Annotated in this window: 10 protein-coding genes; 5 read left to right on the top strand and 5 right to left on the bottom strand. The window is 41.7% G+C overall.

The features are described 5' to 3' along the window. Positions 1–176: 176 nt before the first annotated feature. Genes AC6JAD_RS16885 through AC6JAD_RS16875 form a run of 3 tightly spaced genes read left to right on the top strand, consistent with a single transcriptional unit; the run spans position 177 to position 2,767 of the window. Positions 177–353: a CAL67264 family membrane protein gene (locus tag AC6JAD_RS16885; RefSeq protein ID WP_461304010.1), complete on the top strand. Its 177-nt coding sequence runs from the start codon at positions 177–179 to the stop codon at positions 351–353. Between the two features lie 30 nt (positions 354–383). Further along, on the top strand, positions 384–2,075 hold the full coding sequence (ettA, locus tag AC6JAD_RS16880) for an energy-dependent translational throttle protein EttA (RefSeq protein WP_497865781.1): 1,692 nt from the start codon (positions 384–386) through the stop codon (positions 2,073–2,075). Beyond that, positions 2,075–2,767, top strand: coding sequence for an HAD family hydrolase (locus tag AC6JAD_RS16875; RefSeq protein ID WP_461303779.1), 693 nt, complete (start codon positions 2,075–2,077; stop codon positions 2,765–2,767). Before ettA ends, AC6JAD_RS16875 begins: the two co-directional genes overlap by 1 nt. Before the next feature lie 34 nt (positions 2,768–2,801). Here AC6JAD_RS16875 and AC6JAD_RS16870 read toward each other — a convergent pair whose 3' ends face one another. Both AC6JAD_RS16870 and AC6JAD_RS16865 read right to left on the bottom strand, forming a co-directional pair. After that, positions 2,802–3,506: a phytanoyl-CoA dioxygenase family protein gene (locus AC6JAD_RS16870; RefSeq protein ID WP_461303780.1), complete on the bottom strand. Its 705-nt coding sequence runs from the start codon at positions 3,504–3,506 to the stop codon at positions 2,802–2,804. Then, positions 3,507–6,053 (bottom strand): VPS10 domain-containing protein, encoded by a 2,547-nt coding sequence (locus AC6JAD_RS16865; protein WP_461303781.1) that lies wholly within the window; start codon positions 6,051–6,053, stop codon positions 3,507–3,509. Positions 6,054–6,212: 159 nt separating this feature from the next. Between AC6JAD_RS16865 and AC6JAD_RS16860 the strand changes: the two genes are divergently transcribed. Together AC6JAD_RS16860 and AC6JAD_RS16855 are read left to right on the top strand one after the other, a co-directional pair. After that, positions 6,213–8,243 carry a prolyl oligopeptidase family serine peptidase gene (locus tag AC6JAD_RS16860; RefSeq protein ID WP_461303782.1) on the top strand — a complete coding sequence of 677 codons (2,031 nt, stop codon included), beginning with the start codon at positions 6,213–6,215 and terminating at the stop codon, positions 8,241–8,243. Between the two features lie 2 nt (positions 8,244–8,245). After that, complete coding sequence (locus tag AC6JAD_RS16855) at positions 8,246–8,758, top strand: hypothetical protein (RefSeq protein ID WP_461303783.1); 513 nt, start codon at positions 8,246–8,248, stop codon at positions 8,756–8,758. On the opposite strand, the gene AC6JAD_RS16850 is transcribed toward AC6JAD_RS16855, so the two are convergent. From AC6JAD_RS16850 to ftcD, 3 genes are all read right to left on the bottom strand, one after another. Further along, positions 8,752–9,549: an MBL fold metallo-hydrolase gene (locus AC6JAD_RS16850; protein ID WP_461303784.1), complete on the bottom strand. Its 798-nt coding sequence runs from the start codon at positions 9,547–9,549 to the stop codon at positions 8,752–8,754. The genes AC6JAD_RS16855 and AC6JAD_RS16850 overlap by 7 nt on opposite strands. Positions 9,550–9,598: 49 nt before the next feature. Next, positions 9,599–10,537, bottom strand: a complete 939-nt coding sequence (locus AC6JAD_RS16845) for a bifunctional helix-turn-helix transcriptional regulator/GNAT family N-acetyltransferase (RefSeq protein WP_461303785.1) — start codon at positions 10,535–10,537, stop codon at positions 9,599–9,601. Positions 10,538–10,674: 137 nt separating this feature from the next. Continuing rightward, on the bottom strand, positions 10,675–12,366 hold the full coding sequence (gene ftcD, locus AC6JAD_RS16840; protein WP_461303786.1) for a glutamate formimidoyltransferase: 1,692 nt from the start codon (positions 12,364–12,366) through the stop codon (positions 10,675–10,677). Positions 12,367–12,396 lie beyond the last annotated feature (30 nt).

The raw sequence follows: 12,396 nt of genomic DNA, 5'->3' as shown, positions 1-12,396 counted from the left end.
CACTTCTCAAATAAAGGATTTATTAACGATATTTGCGTTAGGGATTGAAGTGGTATTCCTTTATGCAAAAAAGTTTATGTTATTGAATCATTGCACAGAGGATATAGCGGAAAGCCTGTCCTACTGAAGCTACTCAGGCATAGCAAAAGGAGGAATGCCAAAATTTTAAAAATATGATGAATAAAAATACGGTCCTTGCATGGGCCACCTTTATAATGATTGTTGTAGGCTGCGCTTTAATTGCCTTGGGAGCCTTTAAATATGACGATGTAGCCGGATGGGGCTTCGCAGCCGTGGGTATTGGATTCTTTGCTATTGCATGGGTGTTTAATGCTTTAAAAGGCCGCGTATAATTTCACTACTAACCACTAATTTACCTTACTATGTCCGACGATAAGAAAGTAATCTTTTCTATGTCTGGGGTTACCAAAACATTCCAAAATGCCCAGACCCCTGTACTTAAAAATATTTACCTGAGTTTTTTCTATGGTGCCAAGATTGGTATTTTGGGACTTAACGGAAGTGGTAAATCTACCTTGCTTAAAATCATCGCTGGGGTCGAAAAAAATTACCAAGGGGACGTAGTGTTTTCTCCTGGGTATACTGTTGGATATTTGGAGCAGGAACCGCAATTGGACGAGGAGAAAACCGTTATCGACATTGTAAAGGAAGGGGTTCAGGAAGTAGTGGATGTGCTGGACGAGTACAATAAAATAAATGACATGTTTGGCTTACCCGAGGTCTATGAGAATGCAGACAAGATGCAAGAGCTAATGGACAAACAAGCCAAACTTCAAGATAAGATTGATGCAACAAATGCTTGGGAATTGGACACTAAGCTGGAAATTGCAATGGATGCCTTGCGTACCCCAGAGGCCGACACACCTATAAATGTACTTTCCGGTGGGGACCGAAGACGTGTAGCACTGTGCAGATTGTTATTACAGGAACCCGACGTGTTGCTGCTGGATGAGCCTACCAACCATTTAGATGCCGAAAGTGTAAATTGGTTAGAGCATCATTTGGCTCAGTACAAAGGCACCGTGATTGCAGTAACGCATGACCGTTATTTCTTGGACAATGTAGCTGGTTGGATTTTGGAATTAGATCGTGGGGAAGGAATTCCTTGGAAAGGGAATTATTCTTCTTGGTTGGATCAGAAATCGAAACGACTGGCACAAGAACAGAAACAGGCCAGTAAACGACAGAAAACGCTAGAACGTGAGTTGGAATGGGTTAGAATGGCACCAAAAGGAAGACAAACCAAGCAGAAAGCCCGTTTACAGAACTACGAAAAATTGATGAGCCAGGACCAGAAACAACTGGACGAAAAACTGGAAATCTACATACCCAATGGCCCAAGACTGGGTACCAATGTGATAGAAGCCAAAGGAGTTTCTAAAGCTTTTGGCGAGAAACTGCTATATGAGGACCTCAATTTCAATTTACCACAAGCCGGAATCGTTGGAATCATTGGTCCAAATGGAGCAGGTAAGACGACCATTTTTAAGATGATTATGGATGAGCTAGAACCCGACAAAGGTTCATTTGAGGTAGGGGAGACGGCCAAATTGGCCTATGTAGATCAGGCGCACTCCAATATAGATCCCAACAAGACGATTTGGGAAAACTTTAGCGATGGGCAGGAATTGGTCATGATGGGTGGTCGTCAAATAAATTCTAGGGCGTATTTAAGTAGATTCAACTTTAGTGGTAGCGAACAGAACAAAAAGGTTTCTATGCTTTCTGGTGGGGAACGAAACCGTCTACATTTGGCTATGACGTTAAAAGAAGAAGGCAATGTGCTATTATTGGATGAGCCAACCAACGATTTAGATGTGAATACGCTTCGAGCCTTGGAAGAAGGGTTGGAAAATTTTGCTGGTTGTGCTGTGGTAATTAGTCATGATCGTTGGTTCCTGGACAGAATTTGTACCCATATCCTTGCTTTTGAAGGGGATAGCCAAGTATACTTCTTTGAAGGCGGATTTAGCGATTATGAAGAAAACAAAAAGAAACGATTGGGTGGGGATTTGTTGCCAAAACGAATCAAATACAAAAAATTGATACGTTAATGTCGTTCTCAAATATTAAAGCCATAGCCTTCGATGCAGATGATACCCTTTGGGTAAACGAAACTCTATTTCGCGATGCCGAATTGGAATTTTGTGCACTCTTGAAAGATTTTATTGATGAGGAGGAGTGCAATCGTCGTCTGTTCGACATGGAAATGAAAAACCTTCCCATGTATGGTTATGGTATAAAGCCTTTTACACTCTCGCTAATTGAAGCTGCCATTACGTTTTCGGATGGAAAAGTACCCAACGAAATTATTACGGAAATCATAGGGATTGGAAAACGCATGTTGGAAGCGCCTATCCAACTCATTGATGGAATAGAACAGACCTTGAAGTACCTATCGACTAAGTACCGACTGGTGATGGCTACTAAAGGGGATCTGTTAGATCAGGAGAGGAAATTGATTAAATCAGGCCTGGAACCCTATTTTCACCACATCGAAATTGTGAGCGATAAACAGCCTAAACATTACCAAAAGCTTGTAAATCACTTGGATATATTCCCTGGAGAGTTTTTAATGATCGGGAATAGTGTGAAAAGTGACATTCTCCCGGTGTTAGAAATTGGAGGGCATGCATTTCACATTCCATTTCACACTACTTGGGAACATGAGCGGGTATCCGATCCTGTAATACATCCCAACTTTAAGGAGTTAAAGGAAGCTTCAGAAATGTTACAAATATTATAGGATTCCTTTTTCAGTCTTCCGTTATTTCAAATTCTTAACCCTCTAACCACTCTAACGGTTTGTCAAGAGCACGAGAGCAAAACTCCAAATGAATCACTCTTCGTCGTTTGCCATTGGTTGTTCTGTGCGAGGCATGCATGGTTAAGGGTTGCATTAGCATGACACCACCTTTAGGAACTTCGCAAACCACTTCGCTTTCCTGACTTATTCCTAATTTGTCGCTCCTTTGGATTCCTTTGAGATGGGATTTTGGAAGAACCTTTAAAGCTCCATTTTCGGAATATGTATCGTCCAAATGAATGCGAACGGTTAAGGTATCCTCTAAAATAACTTGGGGAGGTATTACCCCATACTGGCCTTTTTTGAAAGTCCAATTGGTATAACCATCCAGTTCTACTTTATTTTTCACGGAGATGCTTAAATCTTGATGGTAAGGAACAAACCAATTAGAAGCTTTTGGCTTATCGAAATAAATAGCTTTTGTTAAATAGAGGGGCTTTTCAGAGAATTCTGCGAGCAATTTCTTCAGGTTGTTAGTAGATAACAAAGACTTTAGCTCTGGGATGTTATGCAGCAATTGCCTAATGGCAAATAGACTTTTTGAATCTTCATGAGTATTTTGCTTCCCCTTGCTTTTTAAACAATCGGCAACTTTCTTTAATTCTGAATCGGAATAGAATCCCGGTATAATGGCAAACCCATGCCTTTTAAGGGAAGTTATAGCCGCAGATACATCCATTTATTGCTTTACAATCCTCCGTGAAACTTTCTGATTTCCAGACCGAATTTGAACAAAGTAAATTCCACTGGGCAGCTCGGCTATCGAAAATGAAGTGCCTGCAGATTGTGAAAGATCCCCATGGTACAGTTGTTTCACATTTCTTCCAGACATATCGAATAATTCGATACTACCGTTTTGAGCTACGGAATGCTGAAGTTTAATTTCGTTCGAGGCAGGAACAGGGTATGCGATCACGGTATCTTCAAAACCAGTAAGGTCTTCGGTGCCTAATACTTGGGTAAGATCGAAACTATGCATGGAACGGCCATACGTACCAGCATAGAGGGTGTTTGTGGGCTCATGCAGTTTGAGGTCCCTCGTAAGCGTGAGGGGTAAATTATCACCTAGGATCGTCCAAGTAGTACCGTCGTCTTCGGAGTACCAAACATTGAGGTCTGTTGCCGCATATAATGTGGTTTCCGAACTATTCACTAAAATATCATTTACAGGAATACTAGGTAAGTTTCCTGCCACAGGGACCCAATTCTGCCCGCCATCTGTAGTCTTAAAAATGTGAGGGTCGTAATCCAACAACTGATAACCCGATAGCCCCACATAAGCGGTTAGATCATCGGATGGGGAAACGGCAATGGAAGTAATATACCTATCTGGGAGACCTGCGCTAATATTGTTCCAAGTGGCTCCTCCATCGAAAGTTACATTTACATTTCCGTCGTCGCTTCCGGTATAGATTGTATTTGTGTTTAAATGAGAGGGGCCAATGGACGTAAGGGTTCCGTAACTCGTAGCACCACTAGGATGGGGCCCATCGGTTAAATCAGGGCTAATAGCTGACCAGAATACAGCTCGGTTCGAACTATAGAGTCGATTGGTTCCATAGTAGACAATTTCATTGTCGAATGGGGAAATAATAACAGGGGTGTTCCAATTGTTACGATCATTAAAATCGATACCATCCAATGCTCCTTGGAAACTGGCTCCTCCATTTGTGGAACGTCCTAGGTTACCAAATTGTGATTCCACATAAATAAAATTGTTGTCAACGGGATCCACATTTACATGGAAGCCATCCCCACCCCAAATAGAGTTCCAATCGCTTAGACCTCCGGTAATGGTGCGTATGGTATTATTATCCTGCGTTCCGCCATACAATCGTTCCGGTTGCAAGTAGTCTACTTCAATGTTGTAAAACTGTGTAATCGGTAAGTTGGTATATTGTATCCAGGAAGCCCCTCCATTTTCAGACTTATAAAGTCCTCCGTCATTCCCGGCCAGAATAAAATTAGCGTCGTTGTTCGAAAATTCCATGGCATGATGATCTACATGCATTCCACCCACTTCATTCCAAGAATTCCCGCTGTTGTCTGTCCTGAATAATCGTTGCCCTAAGACATATACTTGGTCAGGATCGGTAGGATTTACACGAAGGTTTCCAAAATACCATCCGAAGAAAGAATCTACAAAGTCAATTTCCGTAAGGGTTACCAGTGTCCAATTGTCTCCATTGTCTGTCGATTTATAGAGTCCATTAAATGTATTGGTAATTTCATTGGTGGTGAACCGTGCATAAATAGTAGAAGGATCTGACTGTGAAACAGCCAATCCTATACGTCCAGTTTGGGCGTCTGGTGCTGGCAATCCATGGGCAGCTCCCAATTCTTCCCAAGTATCACCTCCATCCATAGATCGATGGATGGCTGAAGTAACCCCGCCATAATCCCTTTGCCAAGGTTTACGGGTGCGCTCCCACATAGCAGCAAAAATAATATTGGTATTCGAAGGATTCATGGCTACATCTATCGCAGCAGTAGAATCTGTAATATGTAATACTTGTTCCCAATTATCGCCACCATCTTCTGTTCTGTAGACTCCGCGCTCGGCATTGTAACCATATAATTTACCAGTGGCGGCCGCAAAAACCCGATCTTCATCGTTCGGATCTACGACAATGCGACCAATATGATTACTTTCTGGAAGCCCTACATTGGACCAGGTAGCACCAGCATCGGTAGTTTTATAAACTCCATCTCCAAAGAAAGCTCCAGTGTTCACACTCGCATTGGCTTCTCCTGTTCCTACATATAAGGTATTGGCGTTAGAAGGGGCAATGGCAATATCACCTATTGAAAGTTTCGATTGCTGATCGAAAATAGGGTCCCAAGAAACACCTCTATCTGTTGTTTTAAAAATTCCACCAGTGGCAGCTCCTGCATAAAAGACATCATCATTATCGGGTGAAATTGCAATATCGGTTATTCTTCCACCGGTATTTAATGGGCCGTTAAGCTCCCAATTTCCAATGGGCTGCCGCGTGGCAAGAATTTCTTTTGCTTGCAATTCTGCCTTTTTAATAGCTTCCACGTTTATAATTCCATCGGGATAGGCACGTTCATTGTAGAACCATTCCCCAGGGTATTGTTTGTTGAGTTCTTCCCAGTCATTTGAAAATTCGGTCTGGGTTAATTCATCCGAAAAATGAAGCACCACAGAGAGGGTGGCTCCAAAGATCCATAAGAGATGTATGGGTTTTAGCTTATAGCGCATTTTTTTGTTTTTTTGGACACCTAAAAATACTACAAATAGCGCTTGTATTTGTTAAGGGTCTCCTATAGTTTATAAAAACATGAGAAAATTTCGAGAATATCCAGCTCTTTATTATCCCATTTTCAATTCGTACTTTTAGCTTTCTGAAAAATTTATTTTATGAACAAGTTCCTACTTTCCCTTTTTACAGTCCTCCTATCCCTATCCCTATGGAGCCAACAAACACAACCAAAATTCGATTATCTGGATGTATTCGATCTGGAGTATGCAGGTGATCCGCAGATTTCCCCGGATGGAGAATATGTCGTTTACCGACGTACGGGATTTGATATTATGAAAGATCGAAGCGCTGGATCGCTTTGGTTATTAAGTACAGATGATAGGAAGATACACCATAAGTTGACCTCACGTGAAAGTGGAGAACGACAGGCCAGATGGTCTCCCAATGGTGATAGAATTGCCTTTGTAAGCAGTTCGGGACAAGGCAGTGAGATTTATGTGTATTGGACGGCAACAGGAAGTATAGCCAAGCTCACACAGCTGGAAAATGGACCTTCTAACTTAGCTTGGTCGCCTGACGGCACCCAAATTGCTTTTACTATGAAAGTGAATACAAGTGCTCCAGTGATTGCCAAAATGCCGGCAAAACCTAAGGGGGCGAAATGGGCCGAGAGTCCTAGAATAACGGATCGATTAAAACATGAAGCAGATGGTGCTGGGTATCTAAAACCGGGTTTCACCCACATTTTTAATATTTCGGCAGAAGGCGGGGCCGCAAGGCAGTTGACTTCGGGTGACTATAATCATGGTGGTGGTTTGTCTTGGAGTCCAAATGGTGAGAAAATTTATTTTTCTGCAAATAGAAGTGAGAATTGGGAATACGATTTTCGCAATAGTGAGGTATATTCGGTGCATACGCGTACGGGTTGGATAGAGGCATTGACGTCACGTTCGGGTCCGGATGGAGCACCAAAAGTATCCCCAGATGGACGTATGATTGCCTTCATTGGTTTTGAAGATAAGGTGCAAGCGTACCAGACCCGAAAGCTTCAGGTGATGGCGGCTAATGGAGAAAACAAGCGGGTAATTTCAAAAGGGATAGATAGGAGTATTTCCAGTGCCAAATGGGCATCCGACAGTAAAGGCATGTACATTCAATATAATGATTTAGGATTGACCAAAATTGGTTATTTGGACCTCAACGGGAACCTACAGGTTATAGTAGATAATGTAGGAGGGACTACCTTGGGAAGACCTTATGCCAGTGGAAGTTTTTCCGTGTCAAAAAATGGGAGTATAGCCTACACGGTATCCAAAACTGATCGCCCTGCCGACGTGGCAATTACTTCTCGTAAGACGAAACAACCCAAATTGTTAACAGCGCTTAATGACGATCTTATTTCTTTCCGGAAAATGGGAAAGGTAGAGGAGATTTGGTATAAATCTACCTATGATAATCGCGATATTCAAGGATGGGTGGTATATCCGCCTACTTATGATGCCAACAAAAAGTACCCACTTTTGGTAGAGAACCATGGAGGTCCTATCCTCAATTATGGGCCGCACTTTTCGGCGGAGATTCAGTTGTATGCAGCTGCAGGTTATGTGGTATTTTATCCTAATCCCCGCGGTAGTACCAGTTATGGTGAAGAGTTTGGTAATCTATTGTACAATAATTACCCGGGACAGGATTACAACGATGTAATGGATGGGGTGCATGAGTTGGTTAAAAAGGGAGTCGTAGATAAGGACAAATTGTATGTTACCGGAGGTAGTGCTGGAGGAATCATGACAGCATGGATTATTGGTAAGACTAATGAATTTAAAGCGGCTGTAGTTGCCAAGCCCGTAATGAACTGGATTAGTAAGACATTGGTTGCAGATAATTATTATGGATATGCCAATAGTCGCTATCCAGGACAACCCTGGGAGAATTTTGAAGGATATTGGAAATTTTCACCCATATCACTTGTAGGGAATGTGGAAACGCCCACCATGGTTATGGTAGGGATGAACGATTTACGCACTCCGCCAAGTGAAGCGAAACAATTGTACCACGCCCTGAAACTTAGAAAAATTGAAACCGTGTTGGTAGAAATCCCTGAAGCCTCACACGGCATTGCTGCAAGACCTTCCAACCTAATAACGAAAGTGGCTCATACGTTGGCTTGGTTCGAGAAGTACCAATAGCCATGTGGTATTTAATTTCGGCGTTAGGCCTGCTTTTACTTGTGTCTTCCTGCTCCAAAACGAAGAATGACGACGTTTTTGTGTTACCTGAAAATGCTGAATTCTTAATTGCATCGGATTCGCTAAAGACTTGGAAGATCGCAAAACGATATAACGGGAAAGTGCGAATGAATATGGAGCCAGATGGCTGCTTTATTAAGTATAAACAGACTTTTTTTACGAACGATTCGGTAATCGATAATAATGAGCTTAATTCCAATTGTGGCCCCAGTTTAAAGGGTACGTGGGAAATTACGAAAGGATCTAATGGATTTTCCTATATAAAACTTTCCAGCAGCCTATTACCGGAATTATTGGGAATTGAAGAAGATTATAAATTCTTCAAAATAGTATATCTATCCAAGGATTCTTTAACCCTTTCCTTTTCACATAATCAATATGGAAAAAAGAGAACGATAACGGATTATTTGGTGCGGGACGATCTTGATGTAGGGAACCGAACCTTTCACTATTGATACCAATCTAGGGCGACGACTTGGGTTTGTCCCTCGCTAATACTCTTTAAGCGGGCCTTGAATACTTCAATATTACTGAATCCACTTGCTCCCCTGTAGTGATATGGATATACAATTTTCGGTTTAAACGTGGCCACTGCATTCGCAGCTTGCACCTCGGTCATGGTGTATGGTAGATTCATACAGACAAAAGCAATGTCAATATCTTGTAAGGCTAACATTTCCGGAACATCTTCGGTATCTCCTGAAATATACACCCGTTTGCCATTCTTTTCCATAACATATCCATTTCCCCTGCCTTTTTCATGATATTTCAATGACTCGGGACGTAAATTGTACATTGGAATGGCCTCGACAGCAAAACCTAAACGTTCTTTAATCTCACCATTGTTTAAAACATCAATTTGAGTGGCGAATTCCGATGGCATTTTATCCGCTACCGCTTGAGGTACGATGATTTTGGCATTGGAAGTGTCCAGTGCTACTATGGTCTCAGGGCTAAAGTGATCTTGATGAATATCTGTCACCAAAATTAGATCGGGAGCAGCAAAGTTTTTGAAGGCTTCCGAACCGCCAACAGGATCTACGTATATGGTGGTATCATCCCATGTAATTACCATGGTAGCATGCTGAATTGGGCTTACTCGAAAACGACTTTTTTGAGCCTCTGTTTCTTTTTCTACAGTTTCGGTTTCTTCTACGGTTACTTCTTCAGTTTCTTTTTCCTTAGTATCGTTCTTGCAACTTGCAAATGCTAATACGGCTAAAAGTAGAATGGTCAATTTGTTCATGGAGTGTATTTTGAATCAAAAATACAAATTCCCAAATCCCTGAAAAAATCTATTTGCGCAACTCCATTTTAATATTGCTCCTTACGTAAGGACTATCGGGGTCTACGGGAACTTCCACAAAACCGTATTTTCTATAAATATGAATAGCGTTCTCTAAAAGAGTGTTAGAGTAGAGGAAGAGTTCATAGTTGTGTTCTTGGGCAAAATCCAAACAATATTGCATGAGCTGTTGCCCAATTTTCCTTCCTCTGGCATCGGGATGTACCGCCATTTTCGTCAATTCGAATACATTGCCTTTTGCTTTCATTAAGGCCACTGTGCCTAAGGCTTTGCCGTTTTCAACAGCGAAAAAGATGTGCCCTCCTGGATTTAGGATGTACTGTTCAGGTTTACTGAGTACTTCACGATCCAAATCCTCTACGTAAAAATAGGTTTCCAACCATTCAATGTTGAGGTCATGAAAGGCTTTTTTGTGGATATCTTGGTATGATATGATTTCTATTTGCATTTCAATAGCTATGTATTCGTTTACGGTATCCAGAAATTCTCCAGATTGCAATACCGCTTCAAAGTTGTTTAAATGTTCTATTAAGGAATTTGCAGGATGTTGGGTGAATTTTTTTACCGCACGTTCCATACCCCGCCATATGGGACGAACTTTTTGATGAAATTCGCGACCCTTTTGTGAGAGTACAATGGCTTTTTTACGTTTATCGGTTGCATCTGTTTTACTCTCAATAAGTCCTTTTTTGAGCAGTTTATTTATGGTTTGTGTTACAGCTGGCTGCGATGTTTTTAAGGATTCGAATAATTCCGCATTGGTCGTAGAACCCAAATTGGCAATGTTATGAAAGGCTGGAAATAAATACGGGTCAAAGTCTATGTTATGCTTGTTGTATGCACTCTGTATGTTTTTCATGCATTGATCACTTAAACGTTTTAAGCGGGAGCCCATACTCAATTCCCCTAATGATTTTATTGTATCCATAAGTATTTATATAAGTGCTTATGCAAATTTACATAATTCTACTTTTATTTCCAAAAAAGGGACGTGCACTTAAAAAGTATACGTCCCTTAACTATTTGTTCTGTTCTGAATCCTTGAAATTTATTCGGGGTTCTTCCTTACATTTTCGAATCTATATAAGCAATGGTTTCACTTTCTATTTCCAGCGTCTTCTCGTATATTTTTGAAGCCTTCGAAAGGATGTCCTCTGCAAACTCTCGGTCCTTAATATCCTTAGCATTTATGCGAACATTAAAATATGCGCCTAAAACCGCTGCTCTTGCACATAAAATTCCCACACCCGCATCCGAAAGTGAACTTTGCAATCCATCCTTAAGCATGGCCTGGGAGACTTCCATGGACTTAAAGGATGTTTCCATTACCTGAAAAGGAATTTCGGTAGCATATTTTGTAGCGTTTTCTATTGCTTCTTTTCTTGCGGCAATTTCTTGTTCTGAACCTTTCGGCATTCTAAAGCCATCGATTATTTTATTGAAAGCGTTGGTGTCTTCATCAACTAGGTATAGCAGACGATTTTTGTAGACTTGCCCTTTTTGGGCCCATTCCGAATAGAACTCCCATTTATCGTCCCATCCCGCTTTGTGACCAGATAGGTTGGCTACCATTGTACCAAGGGCAACTCCAAGTGCACCCACATACGCAGAGATAGACCCTCCGCCTGGTGCCATAGATTCACCGGCCGTTTCATCGGCGAAATCATCTAATTTGAAATCGATCAATTTCTTGGTTCCATCCCTTAACAAATATTCTATGATTCGTTCTTCTGGATTAAAAGGTTTTAGATCGTCCAATCCCAAGGATTTTACCGCGATATTAATTTTTTCACTTTCCGCGATACCTAAGGAACGTTGTTGCTTCACTAGGTAATAATCTGCAGCGTCCAACATTGCTTGCAATGGCACCAAGCCAACCAATTCTGATCCGGTTACCCTCAAACCTCTAGCAGTAGCCGCCTTGCAGCTCTCATCAAAAGCCTCGTGCATAGACGTGATCGAAATATTCGTAAGGTTGTATGAGATTTGTGCAATTCCATATTCTTCGATAAACCATCCAATTCCCTTAACCGCTTTTAATTTTCCCGGAATTCGCACAGGTTCTCCGTTTTCATCCAGAACTTTTTTTCCCGTAATAGGATTGCCTTCCCGTTTCACCCTTCCGGCTTCTCGAATGTCGAATGCAATGGCGTTGGCCCTTCTGGTCGAGGTAGTATTAAGATTTACATTGTAGGCAATAAGAAAATCGCGAGCCGAAATGGCGGTAACCCCAGTTTTAGCTACACTGGCACTGAATTCGGCTGGGCCGAAATCTGGCGTCCATTCTGGATCTGAAAGTTTCTTAGGTAAGCCTTCGTATTCACCCTGTCTACAGTTGGCAAGGTTTTTCCGTTTTTCCTCTTTTGCGGCATTTTCGTAAAAATAACCGGGAATACCCAGCTCTTTCCCCACTCGTTCACCCAATGCGTGCGCATACTTCGCGGTTTCTTCCAAACTAATGTTCGCAATGGGAACCAAAGGACATACATCGGTTGCACCAAAACGGGGATGCGCACCAGAATGCAAACTCATATCGATGAGTTCTGCAGCTTTTTGAATAAGAAGGAATGCCGCTTCTATTACGGGTTGTGGTTCCCCCACAAAAGTTATTACGGTCCTATTGGTAGCCTTTCCTGGGTCTACATCCAGCAGTTTAACGCCTTCGACCGTTTCGACAATTTTTGAAATGGCATTTATTTTTGCCATATCCCGCCCTTCACTAATATTGGGTACGCACTCAATTAATTGTTGTTGCATTGTTTCGTTTTTTGGAGAATCAAATGTAGG

This window comes from Aureisphaera sp. (assembly GCF_059726885.1).
Note: the sequence above shows the minus strand (reverse complement) of the source record. Positions and strands in the feature narration are given on the sequence as shown.

Coding starts and splice junctions, on each gene's coding strand:
- AC6JAD_RS16885 (WP_461304010.1), top strand. CDS start 177: ATGAATAAAAATACGGTCCTTGCATGGGCCACCTTTATAATGATTGTT.
- ettA (WP_497865781.1), top strand. CDS start 384: ATGTCCGACGATAAGAAAGTAATCTTTTCTATGTCTGGGGTTACCAAA.
- AC6JAD_RS16875 (WP_461303779.1), top strand. CDS start 2,075: ATGTCGTTCTCAAATATTAAAGCCATAGCCTTCGATGCAGATGATACC.
- AC6JAD_RS16870 (WP_461303780.1), bottom strand. CDS start 3,506: ATGGATGTATCTGCGGCTATAACTTCCCTTAAAAGGCATGGGTTTGCC.
- AC6JAD_RS16865 (WP_461303781.1), bottom strand. CDS start 6,053: ATGCGCTATAAGCTAAAACCCATACATCTCTTATGGATCTTTGGAGCC.
- AC6JAD_RS16860 (WP_461303782.1), top strand. CDS start 6,213: ATGAACAAGTTCCTACTTTCCCTTTTTACAGTCCTCCTATCCCTATCC.
- AC6JAD_RS16855 (WP_461303783.1), top strand. CDS start 8,246: ATGTGGTATTTAATTTCGGCGTTAGGCCTGCTTTTACTTGTGTCTTCC.
- AC6JAD_RS16850 (WP_461303784.1), bottom strand. CDS start 9,549: ATGAACAAATTGACCATTCTACTTTTAGCCGTATTAGCATTTGCAAGT.
- AC6JAD_RS16845 (WP_461303785.1), bottom strand. CDS start 10,537: ATGGATACAATAAAATCATTAGGGGAATTGAGTATGGGCTCCCGCTTA.
- ftcD (WP_461303786.1), bottom strand. CDS start 12,366: ATGCAACAACAATTAATTGAGTGCGTACCCAATATTAGTGAAGGGCGG.